Below are 23155 nucleotides of genomic sequence, written 5' to 3' on the forward strand. Positions count from 1 at the left end.
CGTAGTCTCGTGGGCTCGGAGATGTGTATAAGAGACAGCGCCACCACCGCCGCCTGCCGAGCCACCGCCGAGCCAGGCGCCGGCCTACCGGCCGACGTATCAGCAGACACCCACCAAGCGGCCCGAGATCAACGTCACCCGAACGCCGTACAGCGTGGCGCCGCAGCCGAGACACACCCACTGACCCGGCGCTTGCTCCTACGCTGAACGCATGGCCGAGTTCGATGCAACCGGGTTCAACGCCATCGAGCAGTTCGCAGGCATGCCCACCGCAGTCCTGGCGACGCTGGGACCCGAGGGCGCCCCGCACCTGGTCCCGGTCGTGTTCGCGGTGCATCGCGGGACCGACGGCGTCACGATCTACACCGCAGTCGACGCGAAACGAAAGTCCACGCAGAAGCTGCGCAGGCTGGCCAACATCGAACGCGATCCGCGGGTGAGCCTGCTCGTCGACCGCTACGACGAGGACTGGTCCCACCTGTGGTGGGTGCGGGCCGACGGGCAGGCGGCAACCCACTACAGCGGCGACGAGATGGCGACCGGCTACGCCCTCCTGCGCGCCAAATACCGCCAGTACGAACGGATCGCGCTCGACGGACCGGTCGTCACCATCGAGGTCACGCGCTGGTCTTCCTGGCAGGCCTGAACGCTCGCCACCCAGCCCTTGTGCTGTAGGTCACATCGGGGAATGGTGGAAAGAGATCTCAGGAGGACATGTCATGGCGGACAGGACGGCCTCTGCGGCCGGCAACGGAGCCCTACCGACCGCGGAACGCCCGGAGGCGATCCGCAACATCGCACTGGTCGGGCCGTCGGGCGCAGGTAAGACCACACTCGTGGATGCCTTGCTGATGGCAGGCGGGGTGCTGACCCGCGTCGGCTCGGTGCTCGACGGCTCGACGGTATGCGACTTCGACGACGCCGAGATCGCCCAGCAGCGTTCGGTCGGGCTTGCCCTGGCCTCGTTGCAGCACAACGGGATCAAGGTGAATCTCATCGACACCCCCGGGTATGCCGACTTCGTCGGAGAGCTGCGCGCGGGATTGCGGGCGGCGGACTGCGCGCTGTTCGTCGTCGCGGCCAACGAGACCGTGGATGAGCCGACCAAGGCGTTGTGGCAGGAGTGCAGCGCGGTCGGGATGCCGCGCGCCGTGGCGATCACCAAGCTCGACCATGCCCGGGCCAACTACGCCAACGCGCTGGCCACCGCACAGCAGGCGTTCGGCGACAAGGTGCTGCCGCTGTACTTTCCGGCAGGCGGCGGCGTCATCGGGCTGATCACCCAAACCCAGTACGACTACTCCGACGGCAAGCACTCGTCGCACGCGCCTGCCGATTCGTACTCCGACGAGATCGCCGAGCTGCGTGGGTCGCTCATCGAGGGGATCATCGAAGAGTCCGAAGACGAGACGCTTATGGAGCGCTACCTCGGCGGTGAGGACATCGACCAGAACGCACTCATCGAAGACCTTGAGAAGGCCGTCGCGCGCGGCTCGTTCTTCCCGGTGATCCCGGTGTGCAGCGGATCGGGCATCGGCACGCTGGAGTTGCTCGAGGTCGCCACCCGTGGCTTCCCGGCTCCGCCGCATCACCGCCTGCCCGAGGTGTTCACCCCGCAGGGCGCTCCCCGCAAGGCCTTGACGTGCGACCCGTCCGGACCGCTGCTGGCCGAGGTGGTGAAGACCACGTCGGATCCCTACGTCGGCAGGGTAAGCCTGGTCCGGATGTTCTCCGGCACCATAAGGCCCGACGCGACAGTGCACGTGTCGGGCCATTTTTCGGCCTTCGTACCGAATGGCGGCGCACCCGGCGCCGAGGCGGGCGCGCACGCCACGACCGGGCACGCCGATCACGATGAGGACGAGCGCATCGGCACGCTGTCCTTCCCGCTGGGCAAGCAACAGCGTCCGGCACCGGTGGTAGTGGCGGGCGACATCTGCGCGATCGGCAAGCTCAGCCGCGCCGAGACCGGGGACACGCTGAGCGACAAGGCCGATCCGCTGGTGCTGCGACCGTGGACCATGCCCGACCCGCTGCTGCCGGTGGCCGTGCAACCACGCGCGAAGTCCGACGAGGACAAGCTCTCGGTCGGATTGCAGCGACTGGCCGCCGAGGACCCGACGCTGCGCATCGAGCAGAACCCCGAAACCCATCAGATCGTGCTGTGGTGCATGGGTGAGGCGCATGCGGGCGTCGTGCTCGACGCCCTGTCCCGGCGCTACGGCGTATCGGTGGACACTATCCCGTTACGCGTCCCGTTGCGAGAGACGTTCGGCGGCAAGGCAAAAGGCCATGGTCGTCACGTCAAGCAGTCCGGTGGGCACGGCCAGTACGCGGTGTGCGATATCGAGGTGGAGCCGTTGCCGGAGGGGTCGGGTTTCGAGTTCGTCGACAAGGTGGTGGGCGGCGCCGTTCCGCGCCAGTTCATCCCTAGCGTCGAGAAGGGCGTGCGCGCCCAGATGGAAAAGGGGGTCGGATCAGAGCTCGGTTACCCCGTCGTCGACATCCGGGTCACCCTGGTCGACGGCAAGGCGCACAGCGTCGACTCATCGGATTTCGCGTTCCAGATGGCGGGCGGACTGGCCCTACGAGAGGCTGCTGCCACCACCCGGGTGAACCTGCTGGAGCCGGTCGATGACGTGATGGTCGTGGTGCCCGACGACCTCGTCGGCTCGGTGATGAGCGATCTGTCCAGCCGCCGCGGTCGCGTGGTCGGCACCGACAAGGTCGGCGAGGATCACACAGCGGTGAAGGCGGAGATCCCCGAGATCGAGCTGACGCGGTACGCCATCGATCTGCGCTCGTTGTCCCACGGCTCGGGGTCGTTCACGCGTTCGTTCGCCCGCTACGAGCCGATGCCGGAAACGGCGGCAGCTCGGGTACGCAGCGAGGAGTAGCCGTCCGGTTCAGCTGCCGATCTCGGTGTACAGCTCTTCTTTGCCGGCATCGGCTTCGAGCTGGACGTCGAAAGTGTTGAGCGCCAACGCGAGTGTGCCGTAGCCGCCGACCGTGAACATCAGATCCATGCGCTGCTGATCGTCGAGCCGTTCGCCCAGCGCGGTCCAGGTGTCCGGGCCGATGCGCGAACCGGAATGCAGCTCATCGACCGCGTGGAGCACGACCTGATCGAATTCGTCTACGGCGAAACCGCTTTGGGCCGAGGTGATGTCCTCATCGGTGAGGCCAAGTCGACGCGCGATGACGACGTGGTGGCCCCACTCGTACCCGCACCCGTGGTGGTGCGCGGTGCGCAGGATCACCAGTTCCCTGATGCGTTCCGGCAGTCGCGAGGACTTCTGCAGGTAGGTGTTGAACGGCAGGAAGCGGCCGGCCAATTCGGGATGTCTGACCAGCGTCGCCAGCGCGTTGCCCACGTCGTCGGCGTTTCGGCGCTCCGGTGGCACCGTGCCGATCAACGCCTCACGCGCATGCTCGTCCCAGTCTTCAGCCGGTAGTGGCGTCAGCATTGTTGATCCCTTCTGCGACCGCATCACCGCGCGGCGACCGATCTCCCCGACCGATCACAATGTAGATGAGCTAAACGTACACCCGGCCGCCATCGCGCAGGTCCGTATCACGATCACGTGACCGCCGTCTCGTTGCCCGCCGGCTTTGATATGCACCGCAATCGGCCCGATTCAGTTGCTTTTATCTCCACTCATTTGAGAAAGTTTGATGAGCTTAACTTTTGGCTGCGTCAATAATCGGAGGTTTGCGCGTGGCCTCATCCTCGGCCGGATTACGGGGCGGCTTGGAACAGCGGTTCAGGCATTGGCGCTATGACCCGCCGTACAAGACGACTTTCTTCATCTTCGCCACGGCCATTGTGGTGATCCTGGCCCTGACCTGGATGCAGTTCCGCGGTGCATTCGAGCCGAAGACACAGCTGACGGTGATGTCCGGCCGGGCGGGCTTGTCAATGGATCCCGGTTCGAAGGTCACCTACAACGGCGTGCCGATCGGCAGGCTGGCCTCTGTCGACGTGGTGGACGTCGGGAATAACCCCGAAGCCAGGTTGCTGCTCGACGTCGATCCGAAATATCTGCATCTCATACCGGAAAATGTGCACGCCGAATTGCGGGCCACCACGGTGTTCGGCAACAAATACATATCGTTCGTCTCGCCGGACAACCCGTCGCCGCAGCGGCTCTCGGCCGACACACCCATTCGGGCCCAAGGCGTGACCACAGAGTTCAACACGCTGTTCGAGACCATTACCGCGATCTCCGAACAAGTGGATCCGATCAAGCTCAACGAAACCCTCACCGCCACGGCCCAGGCCCTCGACGGTCTTGGCGACAAATTCGGCCAATCGATCGTCAACGGCAACACCATCCTGGCCGACCTCAACTCCCGCATGCCCCAGATCCGCCACGACGTCACGGCCCTGGCCGATCTCAGCGAGGTGTACGCCAACGCCTCGCCGGATCTCTGGGACGGGCTGAGCCACGCCGTCACCACCGCGCACACCCTCAACGATCAACGCGGCAACCTCGACGAGGCCCTCGTCGCCGCGGTCGGCTTCGGCAACACCGGTGGTGACATCTTCGAACGCGGCGGCCCTTATCTGGTCCGCGGCGCCCAGGACCTGCTGCCGGTCAGCGCGATGTTCGACCGCAACAGCCCTGCGCTGTACTGCATGATCCACAACTACTACGAGGCCGCGCCCGCGTTCGCGCAGCAGACCCGCAACGGTTACTCGTTCCTGTTGCACGACTCGCTCGTCGGCGCAGGCAACGCGTACGTGTACCCGGACAACCTGCCCCGGGTGAACGCCAAAGGCGGCCCCGAGGGACGGCCCGGCTGCTGGCAACCCATCACCCGGGACCTGTGGCCCGCGCCGTATCTGGTGTTCGACACCGGCGCATCGATCGCGCCGTACAACCACTTCGAGCTGGGTCAACCATTGACGTCGGAGTACGTCTGGGGCCGCCAGATCGGCGAGCACACCATCAATCCGTAACGGTGCTCACCGACCGCCTGCCCACCTGGGCTTCGAGTTTCTCCTCGTAGGCGCCCTCGTCGCGGCCCAGCGCGATGGTCGCCGCGGCCATCGCGCAGATCGCCAGCGACAACGCGATGGGCTCCAACCCGGTGATCGACATGTGCTCACCCAGCACTACCGAACCGAGCACCACCGCCACCACGGGTTCGAGCACCAGCATGGTCGGCACCGAGGTCTGCAGGGACCCGGCATGAAAGGCCGACTGCTGCAACAGGGTTGCCACCACGCCGAGCATGATCACCAGGTAGAGGGCAGGTGTGGTGAACACCGCCAGCACGCTGCCCTCGGCGACCAGATGCATCACGATCTTGGTCAACACGGCGACGACGCCGAACATCACGCCGACCGCGACGGCCAGCAGTACGGCGCGGCGCCAGTTGGTGCTGCGGGTCGCGGCCACGACGAACAGCGTCACACCGGCCGCACACACCACCGCGACGATCAGCGTGGTGGACACCGGAACCTGGTACGAGCCGGTGCTTGCCCTGGCGAGAACGACGAACACGGTCAACGCGGCCGTCAGCAACAGGGCCCACAGCCATTCGGCACGGCTGACCCGCCGGCCCGCCAGGCGAGCGCTCAAGGGCAGGGCGAACAACAACGCCGACACCAGCACCGGCTGCACCAACAGCAACGATCCGAAGCCGAGCGCCATCGCCTGAAACGCATATCCGGCTACCGCGGACGCAGTGCCCAGCCACCACAACTTGCGGCGCAACAGAGTGCGCAGCATGACCGTGCTGACACCCTTTTCGGCGGGTACATCCATGGTGGCGCGTTGCCGGACCACGATGCCGACCGCGGCGAAAACCGCTGCGCACAGCGCGAACAGCACCGCCAGACCGTTGCCGAGCAAGCCTCGTCAACCCCTTTCGGGCCGGTCGGCCCCTGAACGCCAGTCACCTTCAACCGTAGAGTGCCTGACGCCCTTGCGCCGGTCCGGGTCTATCCGACTTCCAGATGTTGCTGTTCAGGCTGCTGCGGTGGCGCAGCGCCGGGCACAGGATCCGGTTCGGGCGCGGTCGCGGGCTCCGGCTTGGCCTCCAGCCGGGTCTCCGGGGCGATCTTGTCGTTCACTGTGGCGACCGCGGAGTCGACGCGGTTGACCGCGTTGTCGCACATGTCGCGGACCCGGCCGCTGGCCGTCTCCACGTCATCGGCCGCGCTGCGCAGGTAAGCCCTGACGTTGATCCGCAGCCGTTCCCCGGCGTTGCGGGCGCGTCGCCGCAAGCGATCGTCGACCTCGACGGTGACGTATGGCAATAGCCGAAATCTCATCTGCCCCGCTCCCATCGCCGGAATGTTATTCCTCACAGTAGCGCCGTAACGCCAGGCTGGGGAGCGGGACGTGACCGGCACCGCAGCCCGCGACCGGTGCTGTGCGCGTCACATCTGGGGTACCCGCCCGGTGCCTGCTACGCACGTGGCGCGGCGTGTCGGGGTTCTTGGCTCAACCGAGTTCCTGCGGATGCGGTTTCGTGATCGGGCCGCCGTAGCGTTCGGGACCCGTACGGTTCCGCCCGCCACCAGGAGTTGACGATGTCGGTAAGCCGATGGCTTGCAGCGCTCCTGGCTGGGGTGCTGGTGACAGCGCTGACGTCTCCGCCGGCCGGGGCTGCCAGCCAGTACGGTCCACAGTTGCCGGACAACCCGTACGACGGTCCCACGGGCACCGCGTCCATGCACGGCGACAGCGGCGCCTCCGACACCACTGCGCTCCCCGGCCCCGGCACGCGTCGGGTCGTGGCTCAACCCATCGGCCTGGCCGCGGCCTGCCCGACGATCCTGATCGGGTCCGACGGGCTGCCCGTCGCACTGTGCACCCAGATCCTCGGCCGGACGCCGCGCGTCTATCTACTGGACAAGTCCTCCGGCACCCCCCTGACCAGCATGGCCGTCGCGGCGGGCAGCCTCCTCGGCGGTGTCTACGCGTATCTGGACCACAATGACCGGCTCGTGCTCGTCGACGGCGACGCCAACCTGGTCCGGGTCGCCCACCTCCGCAACAAGCTCGGGTTGTGGAACCTCTCGATCGTCGAGTCGACGCCGCTGGGCACCGGCCTGCCGTCCGGCGACTCTGTCACGAGCGTCGCACCCGCCTACAACGGCAAGGTCTGGTACGCCACCTCCGGCGGCACGGTCGGCATCGTCGACACGGCCACCCGCAAGGTCACATCGGTCGCCCTGCCCGACGGCGAGCGGGTCGCCAACAGCATCGCGACCGCACCCCAGGGCACCGCGGTGGTCACCACGCATGCGCTGTACCTGCTGACCGAGGATGCGACGGGAAACCCCGTGGTCAAGTACCGCGTCGGCTATGACCGTGGTTCGGCCCGCAAGCCCGGGCAACTGAGCTGGGGCAGCGGCTCGACGCCCACCTTCTTCGGCCCGGTGACCGGCGGCGAGTACCTGACGCTCATCGACAACGCCGACAACCAGGTACATCTGGTCGTGATCAGCACGGCCTCCGGCGCCGTCCTGTGCACCACCCCGGTGCTCACGTCGGGCGGCCCCGGCTCGGAGAACTCGCCGATCGGCGCCGGACGCACGGTGATCGCGGCCAGCACCTACGGCTATCCGTATCCCGCGGTGCCGGGCGATGCCGGTCCCGCGGTGCCTGCCACCGCGCCGTTTGTCGGAGGCATGACGCGGGTCGACGTCCGGCCCGACAACTCCGGTTGCGATGTGGCGTGGAACAACACGGTGCGCTCGGCGGCCGTTCCGAAGCTCTCGGTGGCCGACGGCATGATCGTGACCGTCACGCGGCACAATCCGGTCAACGATCAGCAGGGCACCACACCCGCCGACAAGTTCTTCTACGCCGCGGTGGATCCCGGCACCGGAGCTGTGCTCACCGAACAGTTGATCGGCGCGACCACCGCGTCGGATCCCATCCAGACCGCGGGCACCACCGCACCGGGCGGGACGATCTACCAAGGCACGGTCACGGGCATTCAGCGCATCACGCCGCTGCCTTGACCCCGTTCCAGTCGACCAGTCGCCAGCCGTTGATCGGGTTACCGGCAACCACAACGTAATCCGTGTTGTTCAGCGGATGTGCCAGCAGCAGACTCGGATCGGAGTTGGTGACGTTCATCGCGACCCACAGCATGATCGCGCCGCCGTGTGAGTAGACGACAGGCTGGACGTCACCACTGTCGTAGATCTGCTGCACCGCGTCGTCGAACCGCGCATCGAACTCGTTGCCGTCCACCGAACCGGGAATCTGCGCAGATCGGTCGCCCCGCAGCCACTGCTGCGGCGCCGCGAAGTAGGTGCCGGCGGCATCGGCTTCGGGTCGACCTTCGTAGTCTCCGGCCTCGATCTCCCGCAGCCCGGGCAGCACCGTGACGGGCTCGTGCAAGGCGTCGGCCATCGGTTGCGCGGTCTGCTGGGTGCGGATCATCGTCGAAGCGAAGATGCCGTCGTAGTGGTTGCCCGCCAGGCGCTGCGCACTGGCGACGGCCTGGGTGCGGCCGAGCTCGGTGAGCGCCGGACCGGGGGTCGAGGTGTCGATGAGACCCGTTGCGTTGCCCTCGGATTGGGCATGCCGGACGAATGTCACCGTGATGGTGCGATAGCCGCCCGCCGCCGCGATCGGGGTGACTACGACGCACCACCCGGCCAACACCGCGGTGACCACGAGGCACATGAACCGTGCGGCTACGGAGCGACCCATCCACATCCCATCGGGCGTAGTTTCGTTAGCATGACTACCCTCCACGATGTCACAGTCGCCGCAGCCCTGGACCGGATGTATGCCGCGTCCGACGAACAGTTCGCCAAACTGCGTGAGGGCAGAGGCGGTCGATTCGCCGACCTCACCGGAGCGACCTCACAAGAACGTGCCGATGCCCTCAGCGACATCTACATGCCGGTGACACCGGAAGCAGGCCGGCTGCTCTACTCCCTGGTGCGGGCCACCAAGCCGCAGATCGTCGTCGAGTTCGGCATGTCGTTCGGGCTGTCCGCCCTTCATCTGGCTGCTGCGGTGCGCGACAACGGCTTCGGCCGGCTCTTCACGACCGAGCTCAGCGCGGCCAAGGTCGAGGCCGCCACCAAGACATTCGCCGAGACGGGGCTCGACGACGTCATCACCGTGCTGGCCGGCGACGCCCTGGAAACCCTCAAGACCGTCGAAGGGGAGATCGGCCTGGTTCTGCTTGACGGCTGGAAGGAGCTGTACCTGCCGGTCGTCAAACTGCTTGAGCCACAGCTTGCGACGGGCGCGCTGCTGGTCGCGGACAACACGTCGATGGCCGATACCCAGCCATACCTCGACTACGTCCGGGACAGCGGCAACGGTTACGTCAGCGTGAACTTCCTGGCCCGCGACAGCGACAGCATGGAGATCAGCTGCCGCGTATAGCGCGGCCATCGCCGACGGCTCCGCTACGGTGCTGAAATGGTGAATTTCGCGCTGCGGTCCTGCGGCCTGCGCGGCCACGCCACGTTCAACCCCGACGAGCCCGAGCTGCGCGAGCGTCTCCGCGCCGAGACCCCTGTCGGTGAGGCGTGGCGCTGTCTGCGGTGCGAGACATTCGTGGTCGGCCCGCCGAGAGGTCACGGGCCCGCCGACACCGCCCCCGAGGTTCCGCGCGGACGGCTGCTGCGCGACCGCACGATCATGCGTGCGCTGGCCGTCGAACGCGCGATCCGGGCGGTGGTTTTCGTGGCGCTGGCCATCGGGGTGCTGAAGGTCCGCTCCACCCGGTCGCAGCTGCACGACGCGTTTCAGAAGGACATCCCCCTCATCCGTCCGCTGGCCGACCAAATCGGTTGGAACATGGACGATTCCAGGATCATCCGAACCATCGATCACGCCTTCTCGCTGTCGGCGACCACGCTGCTGTGGATCGCCGTCGGTTTGGCGCTCTACGCCCTGATCGAACTGATCGAAGCGGTCGGCCTGTGGCTCACGCAGCGCTGGGGCGAGTACTTCGCGGTGATCGCCACCAGCGTGTTCCTGCCGTTGGAGATCTACGAACTCACCGAGAAGGTGACCGTGGTGCGGCTCGGGGCGTTCCTCATCAACGTCGCCGCGGTGATCTGGTTGCTGTGGAGCAAGCGGCTGTTCGGGATCAACGGCGGCGGTGCGGCTTACCGCGCCGAACACCACACCGAAAGCCTGCTCAGTGTCGAACGCGCCGGGCTCGCCGCGCCTGCGCGATCCGAGTAACGCGGAGGTGCCATGTCGTTGATCGCGCTCGAAGAGCACTACGCCTGGGACCCGGCCAGCGTCGGCAATGTGGTGGGAACCTGGCTGCGCTCGCACAACCAGGTGGCCTACGAACGGTTGTATGACCGGTCGACGCTGCGGCTTGAACAAATGGACGCCGCCGGGATCGATTTCCAGATCCTGTCGTTGTTCGACCCGGGTGTGCAGGACGAGGCGGATGTCACGCGTGCCATTGATCTGGCCCGTCGAGCCAACGACGACCTGGCCGACACTGTGCGCGCAAACCCGCACCGCTTCGGCGGTTTCGCGACGCTGGCAACCCAGGATCCTGCTGCGGCGGCAGCCGAGCTGGAGCGTGCCGTGACCGAACTGGGCCTGGTCGGTGGCCTGATCAACGGGCACTGCCAGGGCCGCTATCTCGACGACCCTGCCTATCACGCGCTCTTCGAGTGCGCGCAAGACCTCGGTGCGCCGATCTACCTGCACCCCACGACGCCGCACCCGGCCGTCATGGATGCGTGGTTCGCGCCGTACGTCGGCGATGGCCTGCACCTGGCCTCGTGGGGATTCGCCGCCGAGACGGGTACCCACGTGCTGCGGCTGATCTACTCCGGCCTGTTCGACCGTTTCCCACGCTTGCAGATGATCATCGGTCACCTCGGCGAGATGTTGCCGTTTGCGGCCTTCCGAATCGATCGGTACTACGGGCTCGGCGGTGACGCCGATGCGGGCCGCCGACTGCAGAAGCTTCCATCGGAGTACCTGCGCAGCAACTTTCACGTCACCACCAGCGGGAACTTCTGTCCGCCTGCCTTCGGCTGCACTCTGGAGGTGCTGGGCGCCGACCGGGTGATGTTCTCGGTCGACTACCCGATGGACGACAACCAGGCCGGCGCGCAATTCCTCGCCGACTATCCCATGGACGCCGCGACTCGCCGAAAGGTCAGCTGCGGCAATGCGATTGAACTCTTCGGCGAGCGCCTGCCGGCCCACCTCGGCGCATAGCGCTACAGCGCGAACACCTGACCGTCCCGTGCCACGGTGATCTTGCCGGAGTAGTTCTTGCCGATGGCATCGAGCCACTGCGAATCGGGTAGATCGGTCGGTGAATAGTGGCTCAGCACAACATGCTTGGCTCCGGCTGCGGCAGCCACTTCGCCGACCTGCTCAGCCGAGGTATGTGAGCTCTTCAAATAGTTAGGCGGAAAACGGTTGTGGTAGTACGCATCATCGAGGCTGAACTGCGCCTCGTGTACGAGGATATCGGTGCCCTTGGCGAGCGCGATGAGATTGTCCGACTTGGTCGTGTCACCCGAGAACGTGACGGACACACCCGGCTTCTTCAGATCGAAGCGGAAACCGAAGGCGGGATAGACGTCGTAGTGGGACACCAGGGTCGCGGTGACGGTGACGTTCTCGTCTGCCATCACCGGGAACGGGGCCGTCTTCGGTGACCGGTTGCGGTAGTCCGAGCCGGGCGGCACCGCGATCTCGACGACTTTGATCAAATCTTGCAGGTCGTCGATGCCCATGTCGCGGATGAAGATGTTGCTCGTGTACGCATACGCCTGCAGCAGCGCAGTGCTGGTGGCGGCCAGGCCGGGCGCCGGGTTGCCCGGGTCGATGGTCGCCGGGTCGCTGTTGCCGACCTGGCTCGCCGGCAGGCCACCGGCCGGGCCGGGGCCGTAGACGGTGACCGGCGCCTTCCCCGGTTTCGCGGTGTAACCGCCCGAGAGGAAGAAGCTGTAGTAGTCGACGATGTGGTCGGTGTGCAGGTGCGTGATGAACATGCTCTTGAGGTCGTCGAACGTGAATCCCGCATCGGTGAACGCGTTCAGTGAGCCCAAGCCGCAGTCGATTTGATAGACGTCACCACCGATCTTCAGCGCCGACGATATTCCGGTCATGTTCTTCACCGGCGGCGGACCGGCTTGGACACCGAGTGTGACCAAGGCGTTCTCGGGCATCGGCGGCGGCGACTTGGGTGGTTCCGCCCGGCCACACGCCGAGGTGCCGAGGACCGCGCCGCCGACCACGGCTGACATCGAGGCCGCCAGCATGGATCGTCGGGACAGCGAACCAGGTCCGGATGAGTCGTGCCCACCGCAGGCGCATGTCACGCCGTCAGGTTAGCTGGTGTCTGTTTGCCGGGCGCGCGACCGGTAGGCCGACGGCGTTTCTCCGCAGAATTGGCTGAAGGACCGGGTGAATGAGCTCAGGCTCTCGAATCCGACCGCGGTCGCGGTGGCCTGCACGGACTGCTCGGGTGCCGCCAACAGAGCCATGGCCCGCAGCATCCGGGCATGCAAAAGGTATGTCCGCCATGGCATTCCGATCGTCTCGGAGAAAAGCCTCCGCAAGGTTCGCTCGGAGACCGACACTGCCCGGCTGACCTCATCGGCCGTCGCCGAGGCCAGATGCTCCTTGGTATAGGCCAGCGCGGCCGCCACGATCGGGTGCTCAGAGGTCGGCAGACTCAGCGGCGCCTCGTGATCGAGCGCCTCGGCGACCAGATGCGCCAGCGTCGCGAAGAACGTGTCGGAGGTGTCGTCGCCGCACGTCCGGTCGATCGGCCAACGCAGCCCGTAGATCATCATTTCGCGGATCAGCGGCGACACCGCGATGATGCGGGCGCGGTCGCCCGGGTCGGCGATCAACTGCGTATCGAACATCACCGCGATGGTCTTGACGTCGGGATTCATCACCGCCTGGTGCTCCAGCCCTGCGGGGATCCACGCGGCCTGCTGGGGCGGCAGCAGATAGTGCGCGGCGTCGGTCTCCACCTCCACCACACCGTGCATCGCGTATTCGATCTGGTGCACTTCGTGGGAATGCCAACCGGTGATCAGCCCTTCACCTTCGTAGAGATAGCTCCCGGCCAGCGCCCGGCCACCGCGGCGCAGCTCGATGACCGGCCGCGCAAGTCTGGCCGATTGGGCTAAACCTCTGTCCGAAAGCGCAGAGACGGTCACGCTGTCCGACGGTACTACTGAACCCATGCAGGTGCGCACGCGAGGAGCAACATGAACAAAGACGACCTGATCCTGGTCAGCATCGACGACCACGTTGTCGAGCCGCCTGACATGTTCCTGCGCCACGTGCCTGCCAAATACAAGGACGAGGCCCCCATCGTGGTGACCGACGACCAGGGCGTCGATCAGTGGATGTATCAAGGCCGGCCGCAGGGCGTCAGCGGGCTCAACGCCGTGGTGTCCTGGCCAGCCGAGGAATGGGGCCGTGACCCCGCAGGCTTCGCCGAGATGCGCCCGGGCGTGTACGACGTGCACGAGCGGGTCCGTGACATGAACCGCAACGGCATCCTCGCGTCGATGTGCTTCCCGACCTTCACCGGGTTCTCGGCACGTCACCTCAATATGCACCGCGAAGAGGCGACGCTGGTGATGGTGTCGGCCTACAACGACTGGCACATCGACGAGTGGGCCGGTTCCTACCCCGACCGCTTCATCCCGATCGCGATCATGCCGACATGGAACCCCGAGGCGATGTGCGCCGAGATCCGCCGCGTCGCGGCCAGGGGCTGCCGCGCCGTCACCATGCCGGAACTGCCACATCTGGAAGGACTTCCGAGCTACCACGACGACGAATACTGGGGCCCGGTGTTCCGGACCCTATCCGAAGAGAACGTGGTGATGTGCCTGCACATCGGCACCGGCTTCGGGGCTATCAGCATGGCCCCCAATGCGCCGATCGACAACCTGATCATCCTCGCCACGCAGGTCTCGGCAATGTGTGCCCAGGACCTGCTGTGGGGTCCGGCCATGCGCAACTACCCCGACCTCAAGTTCGCCTTCTCCGAAGGCGGAATCGGTTGGATTCCTTTCTATCTGGACCGCAGCGATCGGCACTACACAAACCAGAAGTGGCTGCGCCGCGACTTCGGCGACAAGCTGCCGTCCGACGTGTTCCGCGAGCACTCCCTAGCCTGCTACGTGACCGACAAGACCTCGCTGAAGCTGCGCCACGAGATCGGCATCGACATCATCGCGTGGGAATGCGACTACCCGCACTCCGACTGCTTCTGGCCCGACGCGCCCGAGCAGGTGTTGGCCGAGCTGAATGCCGCGGGCGCAAGCGATTCCGATATCAACAAGATCACCTGGGAGAACTCCTGCCGGTTCTTCGGCTGGGACCCGTTCGCCCGCATCGCCCGCGCGGACGCCACGGTAAAGGCATTGCGCGCCAAGGGTGCTGATGTCGACGTGTCCATCCGGCCGCGGGCCGAGTGGGCGCGACTCTACGAGCAGAAGCAGCTCGCCAAGGCCTGACCACCCCGCTCAGTGCACGATTTGCCACTCGGCCGCGGCATGCTGTTGGCGCCAGAATTCGTGGAACCGGCCGCCCGCACGGAGCAGTTCGTCGACGCTGCCGTCCTCGACGATCCGGCCGCCGTCGACGAACAGAACCCGGTCGGCATGCCGGATGCTGGCCAACCGATGCGCCACGATCACGCGGGTGCGCGGCCGCAGATCGACTGTGAGCGCGTCCACGACAGCAGCTTCGTTCTCGGTATCCAGCGCGCTGGTCGCCTCGTCCACCAGCAGGATCGGCGCGGGTTTGACGAGAGCGCGGGCGATGCTGACGCGTTGCCGTTCACCGCCGGACAGCGCCGAGCCCGCCTCGCCGACTTTAGTGGCGTCGCCGTCGGGTAACCGGCCGGTCAGCTCGTCCACCCGGGCCAGCCGCATCGCCGCCGCGACCTGGTCGGCGTCGGCCGCCGGGTCGCCCACTGAAATATTCTCGCGAACAGAACCGTCGAACAGATAGGGGTGCTGGAACACCACACTCGTTGCGGCCCGGCGGGTTTCGGCATCCAATGTCGACGCGTCGACGCCGTCGATCAGCACGCGGCCGCCCGTGGGCTGGTGAAGTCCTGCGATCAGCGAGAGGATCGTGCTCTTGCCCGATCCGGACGGGCCGACGATGGCTGTCGTGCCCCCTGGCTCGAGAACGAAGTTGACCTTGTCGAGCACGAGGGTGTCGCCGTAGCCGAAGCTCACGTCCTCGAATTCGATGCGCGGCACGGAGTCCTGCTCGACGACAACGGTTCCCGCGGTCAGCGTCGGCGCGGACAGCACGCTGCCGATCCGCTGCAGCGTGGCGCGGGTCGACTCGATGGCGGGTGCCAGCTCGCTGAGTGCCGTGAAGGGCTCCAGGTAGCGCGCGATGACGACGATCAGCGCGATCGCCTCGGGCACACTCAACGCTGCGCGCATCGTCAGCACCGTGACCATGCCCGCCAACGCGATCAGAGCCAACTGGCCGGCAAGGCTGAACAACAGCTGCCCGGGAATCTGCATGCCCAGCAGTCGCACGCTCGCGCCGTGCTGAGCGGCCAGCGCGTCGCCGACCAGGCTGCGTGCCGGTTCCGCACGCCGGGCGGCCCGCAAAGCCTGTTGGGTGCGGGCGAATTCGATGATCCGCTCGGTGAATGCGCGGTTGGTCTCGTCAGCGACGGCGTCGGCCTTGCGGCTGCACCGCCCGGACGCCCAGAGCGCACCCAGCAGGACGACCACGCCTGCGAGCGCCGCGAGCCCCAGCGGCGGTGACACGGCGATCAGCGCGACGGCGATGGCCGCGGGCAGCAGGACCGCCCCGACGAGGGGGGTCAGCAGATTGACCACGAGGCCGACCAGTTCCGGCCCCGTCGCCGCGATCGCCTGCCGGGTGTTGGCGGTGTTGTCGCCGGACAGCCAGTCGAGTCTGATGTTGGGGAGCCGGTCGGCGACGTCGTGCTGAGTGTGGTCAAGCACGGCGAAGCCCAGGTCGAACCCGAGCCGCGATGTGGCGGTGTCGATCCCCCAACCCACGACGGTCGCTGCGGTGAGCCAGCCCAACCACGGCACGGCGCCGCCGGGGTCGGCGCTGAACAGCGCTGCAACCAATGGCACGAGCAGCACTGTGCCCGCGGCTCGGATCACCACCGATATCAGGGTCAGTACGCCGTAAACCGCGACCTTGCCGCGCTTGTCGGCAGGTATGAGGGCCATCAGAGTGCGGATCATCGGGCAGCCTCTCCGGCGGTCACAGTGTCGCGGCGTCCCGTCTCCCACAGCTGGTGGTAGCGCCCGCCCGCCGCGAGAAGTTCGTCGTGGGTGCCGATTTCGGCGATCCGGCCTGCGTCGAGGACGACGATCTGATCGGCATGGGTGATGGTGTGCAGCCGGTGCGCGATGACGAGCACGGTCCGGTCTCGGGTAAGCCTGTTGAGAGCCTGCTGCACAAGGTATTCCGACTCCGGATCGGCGAAGGCGGTGGCCTCGTCGAGGATCAGCACCTCGGTGTCGGCCAGGATCGCCCGTGCGATGGTCAGGCGTTGCCGTTCACCACCGGAGAGGGCAGGCGCCGCGCTCAGCGTCGTGTCATAGCCGTCGGGCAGGCGCACCACCCGGTCGTGGATCTGGGCGTCACGTGCCGCCTCCCTTACCCGTTCGATTCCCGCGTCGGGGTCGGCAAGGGCGATGTTCTCCGCGACCGTGCCGGCCACCAGCTGCGTGTCCTGCAGCACGAAGCCGACACGGCGGTACAGCTCGTCGGTGCTCAGCGTACGAATATCTCTGCCGCCCAACCGGATCGCACCATCGCCCACGTCGTGGAAACGGGCCAGTAGCGCCGCCAGCGTGGACTTGCCCGATCCGGACGGGCCGACCAGCGCGGTGACGGTACCGGGGCGCAGTGTCAGTGAGACGTCCTCGAGCACCGGGACGCCCGGTCGGTACGCGAACGTGACGTGGTCGAACACCACCGCGCCCGAATCATCGTGCGGTGCAGCAGGATCCGAGATCGCCAGATCTGGTTCGTCCAGCGCGTTCTGGATACGCCGGGCGGCGATCATGCCGCCACGGATGCCGCCGAGGCCGTAGCCGATGCCCAGCAACCGGACGCCGAATGTGGTGCCCAGCAACAGGAACGGCAAGAGCTCCACCGGGTCCAGCCAGCCGTTGACGATCATCGGGGTGCCGACGGCCACGATCAACCACACGAACGTGGCCGGCCTGGTGACCAGGTCCATCAGCGACTTCTTGCCGGTGAACGGCCGCTGCCAGGCGACCAGGAACCCGATGTACTCGTCGAGCCTGCGGCGGAAGCTTGACGCGGCCGCGCCCCCGAACACGCGGATCACCGGCTGACCCTCGAGATACGCCCCGGCCTCGACGTTCATCCGCTCGGCCCAGCGCTGCGCCTGCGCGACGCGGGGCCCGGATTGGATCGTCATCACCGACATCAACACGAGGTAGACCAGTACCGGGATGAACAGCACTGCGGCCAGCCGCCAGTCCACGGTGAACAGATAGACCAGCACGGCCAATGGTGCGATGACCGCGGCGACGGCGTCGGGGATGGCATGGGTGACCAGGTAGTGCAGCGACAGCGTGTCGTCCTGCACCAGCTGCTTGATCGAGCCGGATCCGCGGGCGGTGAACCAGCCCAGCGGCAACCGGGACATCTTGGTGAGCAACCGGGTACGCAGATCGCGAGCGAAGTTCGCGTCGATCCAATGCAGCCATAAGGTGAGCACCGCGGCGAGGAAGGTGCCCGTACCGAGCAGTCCGATGGCCGTAAGCCCCAAGGTCCACAGGCGCTCCCGGTCGGCTCCGGTGAGCAGCAGCCGCACCAGTTCGACGAGCAGCACGAAGGGCGCCAGCTGAACCAGCGTGATCACGGCCTGCAGCACGCCTGAGACGATCAGCGGCGTGCGGAGCGGGGCCAGCAGGCGGCCTGCGGCTTGTGCCCGCCAGTTCCCGCGGGGTGCGCTCGGCTGCGGTGCGGGCTGTTTGTCAGGTTGCGCGGCAACGTCTTTGTCTACTTCAGTCTGTTCCTCATCGCGCTTGGTCCCCATGGCCCGGCCCTCGGTCCAGTAGGCCTGCGCGTGAATCTCCGTCTTGGGGAAGCCGAATTCGTCGCGCAACCGCACGCGGAGATGCTTGAGGGATCCGGCTTCCGGAGTCACCCAGCAGTACCAGTCCGACCAGTCCCTGGCCTCGATGGCTGCCGCGAGTGAAGTCGGGTCGGTGCGGGCGATCCACCGCACCGACATCCTCGGATGTTCCGCAATCGGGATCAGCACATCGGACTCGTCGTGCTGCTCGAGGTAGACCTCGATCGGGACGTCGTGCGGTACGGCTTCGATGATGCCGTTGATCGCGGGCGTGGCTGCGGCGTCGCCGATCAGCAGGTACCCGGCCGGCGGCTCCTCCGGCACACTGAAGCCCGCCGAGCCCAGCGTCGTCACCGATACGGTGGCACCCGGCGCCGCACCTCTGGCCCACTGCGACGCCGGTCCGGACGGCTCGTGCAGGACGACGTCGATGGCGAAGTGTCCGGTGCCGGTATCGGCTTCGACGATCGTGTAGCCCCGCTGGAATTCCGTCTTGGATCCCTCCGGGTCTGGGAACCAGAACCGCAGCCAGGACGTCGGCTCGGCGACGGCATCCTCGAACAGCGTGGGCGAAACCATGCGGATACGCAGGAGATTCGGCGTTCGCCATTCGGTCCCGACGACGGTGGCCTGGTGGTCGCGGACGCCGAAGCCCCGCATGATCGCGCCCTGGAATCCGCGTGCCATCGACGGTCCCCTCCCGGTTGGTCCTGACCACGATATCCCACAAAGTATGGGTAGCCTTACCTACTGTCAACATGGCCCATCGGCATGGCGATAGTTATAGAGCAGCCGCTCTGTTACTCTGGCGCCATGCCTCGCCCGCGTGTCCACGATCCGGACACGGTTCTGGATGCCGTCGAATCGATGGCAGTGAGTTCCGGCCTCACAGCGGTGACCATCCGCGCGGTGAGCGCTGCCGTCGGCGTATCCAACGGCGCGCTGTACCACCAGTTCGGGTCCCGTGGCGGCCTCCTGGGCCGAGCGTGGGTGCGCGCGGCACACAGATTCCTCGACCTGCAACGGCAATTGGTGGAGGCAACGTCCAGTGGCACCGACGCCATCGCCGCCGCTGCGCAGGCGCCCGCGGTGTTCGCCGAGGACCATCCGGCGTCGGCCCGGCTGGTGCTGCTGTTCCCGCCGCACGAAATCGCAGCGGTCGGATTACCCGACGACCTCGCCGATGAGGTTGCCGCGCTTCAGAAACAGCTGCTCGCCCTGATGATCGAGTTGGCACAGACGGCATGGGGACGACGCGACCGCGCCGCCGTGGACACCGTCACAACCTGCATCGTCGACCTGCCCACGGCGGTGCTGCTGCAGCGCGACCGGCTCGGCGACCCCACCGCACTGCGTCACCTCCGCGCGGCGGTGTACGCAGTCCTCGAAATCGGCCCAAGCCCGACCACCGATAATCACCACCCAACGAAAGGTGCATCATGACAACGACATTGGACTTCGACGGCGAGATCGCGGTCCTCGATCTCGGAGACGACGAGAACCGGTTCTCCCCCGAGTTCCTCGACGAGGTCGACGCCCAACTCGACCATGTGCTCGCCAAGGGGGCGCACGGTCTCGTCACCACGGCCGACAGCAAGTTCTACTCCAACGGTCTGGATCTGGATTGGCTTGGCGCACATAGCGATCAGAGCGCATGGTACGTCGGACGCGTCCAGAGCCTGCTGGCCAGGGTCCTGACGTTCCCGGTGCCGACCGCGGCCGCTGTGGTCGGTCACGCCTTCGGCGCCGGGGCGATGCTGGCCATCGCACACGACTTCCGCGTCATGCGCGCCGACCGCGGCTTTTTCTGTTTTCCCGAGGTGGACATCCACATCCCGTTCACCCCCGGGATGGCGGCATTGATCCAGGCCAAGCTGACGCCGCAGGCCGCCGTCGCGTCGATGACGACGGGCCGCCGCTTCGGCGGGGTGGATGCGCACACCCACGGACTGGTGGATGCGACAGCACCCGAGGGCGGGGTGACCGTTGCGGCCACCGACCTGTTGCGCCCGTTGCACGGTAAGGACGCCGGCACGCTCGGCGCCATCAAAGACGTCATGTTCGGCGTCGCCGCGCAGGCGCTCAAGGCTGACAGCTGACCGGAGCCGAGCCGGTCAACCCGTCGCCGGGTGGGGGTTAGTTACCCCACCCGCGCTGGCCGTCCCAGCCTCCGCAGATGCCGTTGAGGCAACCATGGCCCCAGCCACCCTGGACCGGGTTCCAGCCGCCGCAGCCCTGCCAGCCGGCGCCGCTGTCGCAGCCGCCACCGCCGCCTGCGTCACCGCCGCCGACCGGGTCGGCAAGCACCACTTGATTCGTTCCGCTCAGGTCGGTCAATGAGGCCGGCGCATCAGCGAGGAGCATGGCCGTCGGTGCGGCGGCAATGGCCGCTGCGGCTCCCGCTACGAATACTGTTCCCGCGAGTTTTCGTATGGTTAGCATGACTCCATAGTCCTCCCCTGTGAGCCCCCTGCCAAGGAATCTGTGAGCACAGACACCACTTTTCGGCGAAAGCGGTGGTCAGGAGCGTGGACGGGGAAGAACTATTTTTCAGGCCGGCGGGACAACCCCCGGGGCACGGACGACCATGGGCACGGCCGGGAAGTACGAAGCCATCTCCGAGCGCGATTTGCGCAGCGCCGCAGTGCCGTACCCGCGCTTGCGGTAATCGGGGTGGATCCAGATCCGGACGTTCACCTCGCCGCCGCTGAGTTCACCGAAGACCATGCCGACCTTCTCCGAACCTTCGATCGCCACGAACCATGCGGCCTCGTCGGCATCCACCCGGGCCAGTGCCGACCGGATCTCGTCGTCGATATCGGCGGCGGGTGCGCCGGACCCGTCGCCGGACGCGCCGACATCTGCCGTGCGTGCCTCGAAGATGTCCCGGTCGGTGGCGGCCGAGAAGGACCTCAGCACAAGCGTCTCGCCCGAGCTCGCCCGGCGTTCCTGCGCGGTGAACGACAGCTGACTGTTCAGATCATCAAGCTCGGCAGCGATCTGTCGCCGCGATTCCTTGGTGATCCGGTCGAAGGACAACCCGACGACAGCGTCGGCAGCGGCATGCGACGTATCGAGCAATGTCGCAACAGCGTCGACCGCGCTCTTGCGGTCGTCTGCCTCCACGATCACATCAAGCAGTTCGTGTCGGCGGTTGAGTGCGTTGAGCAGAGCGTCAGCAATCTCACGCCGCGCGGCGGCCTTGTCGTGGTCGGTCATGCAGGTGAGCCTAGAGCAGCTGAGTCCGGGCTGCGACGAGTTCACAGCGGCCAGACAAGGTTGGCAGCAACCTCACCGGAGGAAAACGGCCGAATTGCATGCCATTCGGGTTATTTGTGTCCGGAAACTTGTATGCGGAAATTCATGGATGATCCATTTCCCGCGCCAACAGTCCCGACTCGAAATAGATGCGCCTGGACGCGCGGCCACGCGATTCATGGCGCGCATGGTCGTGGCTGTCATGGAGCGGCTGCTCCGACTGCTGTTCATGAAGCAGGTCGTTCATCATGTCCGCTGGCCTGTACGGAATCGTGAGGGTCACGGCTACCCCCTTCGCTGGCACCGTATCGGGGCAACTCCGCCGCGGCGTCACGGTCGCCGGAGGATCATCAGAAAGCCATTCCGAATATTCCTGGAGCATCGACCAAATGGATGATTTCGCATAGGATTTTCGGCAGCGCTGGACAATTGATGGGACGAACGATGTCGGCTTCGCCGCCTGAACGGGAACCCGCTCCATGGTCACGCTCGAGGATTTCTCGCGACTCGTAGCGCGTTCACCTCGGTTCCGGAGTCCTGACGAGCACGAAACCTCTTCACCGTTGGGCCGTCTCAGCGATTGCGGCGAGGGCATCGACAACGCGATGGAGCGGTTGAGTGGTGTCGATCTCGTGCGTGGCGGCGGAGCGCAACAGCGGCTCGGTCTCAGCGATGTCCCGCGCGATCCGAGACTGCTCAACAGCGCTCTTGCCGAAGTCGTTTCCGGTACGGGCGCGTAGCCGATCGAAGATCACGGCGGGAGGGGCACTCAGCAGGACGACAGCATCGAATCTTGCATAGAAATTGCCTTGATTGACCACGGTGCCTTGCACGAACAGCGGACGAATACGCGGTCGGCGTAGCAACTCGTCAATGAGCGGTTCACGCCACAGCGGCTCGCCGTCGACGACGTGGATCCAATGCCCGTAATCGGTGTCCACCGTGCCGAAACCGCGTAGGGCAAGCTCCGCGAGGGCCGTGGACTTGCCCACACCCGACATTCCGGTGACGAGTACCGCAGCCATCGGCGATCCAGAACTCACCCCACCACTACTACCAGGCCGTCGCCGGCTGCAAGAACATCCGGCTACTGTCGGAACAGTGTTCGACCAGTACGAGCTGATCGCCGCCGAGTACGCACAACACTTCACCGATGAGTTCGACGTCAGACCGTTCGACCGCTGCCTGGTGCAGTCGTTCGCCGAGCTGGTGCTGCGATCGGGCGGCCACGCCGCACTGGACGTGGGGTGCGGGCCCGGACAAGCCGCCGCCGAACTCACCCGGCTGGGCCTCAGAGCCGAGGGCATCGACGGGTCGCCTGCCATGATTTCCATTGCCCGCGAGCGGTATCCGCAGATTCGGTTCCAGGTGGCCGATATGCGCGAGTTGCCGTACCGCGACGGCACCTTCTCGGCGGTGTCCGCGTGGTATTCGATCATCCACACCCCAGCCGATGAGCTTGCGGACCTGTTCGCGGAGTTCCGCCGGGTCCTGACCGACCCGGGCTGGTTGCTTCTTGGATTCCAAACTGGCTCACCTCCTTTGTGTTTCGACGAAGCCTTCGGACACGCGGTCTCGATGACCTTCCTACGACACGACACTGCCACCGTGCGCGACGCATTGGCCGCCGCCGGGTTCACCGGGTATGCCATCGCCACCCGCGAGCGCCAACCGCAGCTCAAGGAGACAGCCGACCAGGCGTTCATCATCGCCGCGGTCGCCGCCTGATCACGTTGGCGTACAGTCTGTTTCGTCGTCGTCTTGGTTGTCGGTGAAGTATTGCTGGGGGTGGTGGTAGGTGTTGATGCGGGATTGG

General features: G+C 66.3%; 24 protein-coding genes. 12 read left to right on the top strand and 12 right to left on the bottom strand.

Annotated features, from left to right (window positions below; translation table 11 throughout):
* The 3 genes from A5784_RS39305 to A5784_RS22780 form a co-directional block, all read left to right on the top strand.
* Positions 1-207 (top strand): hypothetical protein (locus A5784_RS39305; protein WP_232006213.1); only part of this gene is annotated, 207 nt, incomplete at its 5' end.
* A 4-nt stretch (positions 208-211) separates the two neighbouring features.
* On the top strand, positions 212-646 hold the full coding sequence (locus A5784_RS22775; protein WP_064947158.1) for a TIGR03668 family PPOX class F420-dependent oxidoreductase: 435 nt from the start codon (positions 212-214) through the stop codon (positions 644-646).
* Positions 647-719: 73 nt separating this feature from the next.
* On the top strand, positions 720-2897 hold the full coding sequence (locus tag A5784_RS22780; protein ID WP_064947159.1) for an elongation factor G-like protein EF-G2: 2178 nt from the start codon (positions 720-722) through the stop codon (positions 2895-2897).
* Positions 2898-2906: 9 nt separating this feature from the next.
* Here A5784_RS22780 and A5784_RS22785 read toward each other — a convergent pair whose 3' ends face one another.
* Positions 2907-3467: a carboxymuconolactone decarboxylase family protein gene (locus A5784_RS22785; RefSeq protein WP_064947160.1), complete on the bottom strand. Its 561-nt coding sequence runs from the start codon at positions 3465-3467 to the stop codon at positions 2907-2909.
* Positions 3468-3808: 341 nt separating this feature from the next.
* On the opposite strand from A5784_RS22785, the gene A5784_RS22790 reads away from it, so the two are divergent.
* The gene (locus tag A5784_RS22790) at positions 3809-4963 is read left to right on the top strand and encodes an MCE family protein (protein ID WP_232006216.1); all 1155 of its coding nucleotides are present in this window, start codon (positions 3809-3811) and stop codon (positions 4961-4963) included.
* On the opposite strand, the gene A5784_RS22795 is transcribed toward A5784_RS22790, so the two are convergent.
* Both A5784_RS22795 and A5784_RS38845 read right to left on the bottom strand, forming a co-directional pair.
* Complete coding sequence (locus A5784_RS22795; protein WP_064947162.1) at positions 4953-5861, bottom strand: DMT family transporter; 909 nt, start codon at positions 5859-5861, stop codon at positions 4953-4955. The two genes, A5784_RS22790 and A5784_RS22795, sit on opposite strands and share 11 nt — an antisense overlap.
* Before the next feature lie 89 nt (positions 5862-5950).
* Positions 5951-6298, bottom strand: coding sequence for a hypothetical protein (locus tag A5784_RS38845; RefSeq protein ID WP_156750721.1), 348 nt, complete (start codon positions 6296-6298; stop codon positions 5951-5953).
* A 246-nt stretch (positions 6299-6544) separates the two neighbouring features.
* Between A5784_RS38845 and A5784_RS22805 the strand changes: the two genes are divergently transcribed.
* Positions 6545-7984: an NHL repeat-containing protein gene (locus tag A5784_RS22805; RefSeq protein ID WP_064947164.1), complete on the top strand. Its 1440-nt coding sequence runs from the start codon at positions 6545-6547 to the stop codon at positions 7982-7984.
* On the opposite strand, the gene A5784_RS22810 is transcribed toward A5784_RS22805, so the two are convergent.
* Complete coding sequence (locus A5784_RS22810) at positions 7968-8684, bottom strand: histidine phosphatase family protein (protein WP_064947165.1); 717 nt, start codon at positions 8682-8684, stop codon at positions 7968-7970. The two genes, A5784_RS22805 and A5784_RS22810, sit on opposite strands and share 17 nt — an antisense overlap.
* A 30-nt stretch (positions 8685-8714) precedes the next feature.
* Here A5784_RS22810 and A5784_RS22815 point away from each other — a divergent pair, with 30 nt between their 5' ends.
* From A5784_RS22815 to A5784_RS22825, 3 genes are read left to right on the top strand one after another with little or no spacing between them, the layout of a single operon-like run.
* Complete coding sequence (locus A5784_RS22815) at positions 8715-9374, top strand: O-methyltransferase (protein ID WP_064947166.1); 660 nt, start codon at positions 8715-8717, stop codon at positions 9372-9374.
* A gap of 36 nt (positions 9375-9410) precedes the next feature.
* On the top strand, positions 9411-10184 hold the full coding sequence (locus A5784_RS22820; RefSeq protein WP_064947167.1) for a DUF2127 domain-containing protein: 774 nt from the start codon (positions 9411-9413) through the stop codon (positions 10182-10184).
* Positions 10185-10196: 12 nt separating this feature from the next.
* The gene (locus A5784_RS22825) at positions 10197-11189 is read left to right on the top strand and encodes an amidohydrolase family protein (RefSeq protein ID WP_064947168.1); all 993 of its coding nucleotides are present in this window, start codon (positions 10197-10199) and stop codon (positions 11187-11189) included.
* Between the two features lie 2 nt (positions 11190-11191).
* Here the strand turns inward: A5784_RS22825 and A5784_RS22830 are convergent, their stop codons facing one another.
* Positions 11192-12229, bottom strand: coding sequence for an MBL fold metallo-hydrolase (locus tag A5784_RS22830; protein WP_232006214.1), 1038 nt, complete (start codon positions 12227-12229; stop codon positions 11192-11194).
* 84 nt (positions 12230-12313) lie between these two features.
* Positions 12314-13156 (bottom strand): AraC family transcriptional regulator, encoded by an 843-nt coding sequence (locus A5784_RS22835; RefSeq protein ID WP_197514843.1) that lies wholly within the window; start codon positions 13154-13156, stop codon positions 12314-12316.
* Between the two features lie 51 nt (positions 13157-13207).
* Between A5784_RS22835 and A5784_RS22840 the strand changes: the two genes are divergently transcribed.
* Positions 13208-14470, top strand: coding sequence for an amidohydrolase family protein (locus A5784_RS22840; protein ID WP_064947171.1), 1263 nt, complete (start codon positions 13208-13210; stop codon positions 14468-14470).
* Between the two features lie 9 nt (positions 14471-14479).
* On the opposite strand, the gene A5784_RS22845 is transcribed toward A5784_RS22840, so the two are convergent.
* Positions 14480-16207 (bottom strand): ABC transporter ATP-binding protein, encoded by a 1728-nt coding sequence (locus A5784_RS22845; protein ID WP_064947172.1) that lies wholly within the window; start codon positions 16205-16207, stop codon positions 14480-14482.
* On the bottom strand, positions 16204-18768 hold the full coding sequence (locus A5784_RS22850; protein ID WP_064947173.1) for an ABC transporter ATP-binding protein/permease: 2565 nt from the start codon (positions 18766-18768) through the stop codon (positions 16204-16206). The genes A5784_RS22845 and A5784_RS22850 overlap by 4 nt, the downstream gene beginning before the upstream one ends.
* A 126-nt stretch (positions 18769-18894) precedes the next feature.
* Between A5784_RS22850 and A5784_RS22855 the strand changes: the two genes are divergently transcribed.
* Positions 18895-19524 carry a TetR/AcrR family transcriptional regulator gene (locus A5784_RS22855; protein ID WP_064947174.1) on the top strand — a complete coding sequence of 210 codons (630 nt, stop codon included), beginning with the start codon at positions 18895-18897 and terminating at the stop codon, positions 19522-19524.
* The gene (locus tag A5784_RS22860) at positions 19521-20180 is read left to right on the top strand and encodes an enoyl-CoA hydratase-related protein (protein ID WP_064947175.1); all 660 of its coding nucleotides are present in this window, start codon (positions 19521-19523) and stop codon (positions 20178-20180) included. Before A5784_RS22855 ends, A5784_RS22860 begins: the two co-directional genes overlap by 4 nt.
* Before the next feature lie 37 nt (positions 20181-20217).
* On the opposite strand, the gene A5784_RS22865 is transcribed toward A5784_RS22860, so the two are convergent.
* The 4 genes from A5784_RS22865 to A5784_RS22880 form a co-directional block, all read right to left on the bottom strand.
* The gene (locus A5784_RS22865; RefSeq protein WP_064947176.1) at positions 20218-20523 is read right to left on the bottom strand and encodes a hypothetical protein; all 306 of its coding nucleotides are present in this window, start codon (positions 20521-20523) and stop codon (positions 20218-20220) included.
* Positions 20524-20631: 108 nt separating this feature from the next.
* Entirely contained in the window at positions 20632-21300 is a 669-nt protein-coding gene (locus tag A5784_RS22870) for a GNAT family N-acetyltransferase (RefSeq protein WP_064947177.1), read from the bottom strand.
* Between the two features lie 142 nt (positions 21301-21442).
* Complete coding sequence (locus tag A5784_RS38415) at positions 21443-21826, bottom strand: hypothetical protein (protein WP_156750722.1); 384 nt, start codon at positions 21824-21826, stop codon at positions 21443-21445.
* 70 nt (positions 21827-21896) lie between these two features.
* Complete coding sequence (locus tag A5784_RS22880) at positions 21897-22364, bottom strand: ATP-binding protein (RefSeq protein ID WP_064947179.1); 468 nt, start codon at positions 22362-22364, stop codon at positions 21897-21899.
* Positions 22365-22440: 76 nt separating this feature from the next.
* Between A5784_RS22880 and A5784_RS22885 the strand changes: the two genes are divergently transcribed.
* On the top strand, positions 22441-23067 hold the full coding sequence (locus A5784_RS22885; RefSeq protein ID WP_232006215.1) for a class I SAM-dependent DNA methyltransferase: 627 nt from the start codon (positions 22441-22443) through the stop codon (positions 23065-23067).
* The last annotated feature ends 88 nt before the right edge of the window (positions 23068-23155 follow it).

This window comes from Mycobacterium sp. 852013-50091_SCH5140682 (genome assembly GCF_001665685.1).
GTDB lineage: Bacteria > Actinomycetota > Actinomycetes > Mycobacteriales > Mycobacteriaceae > Mycobacterium.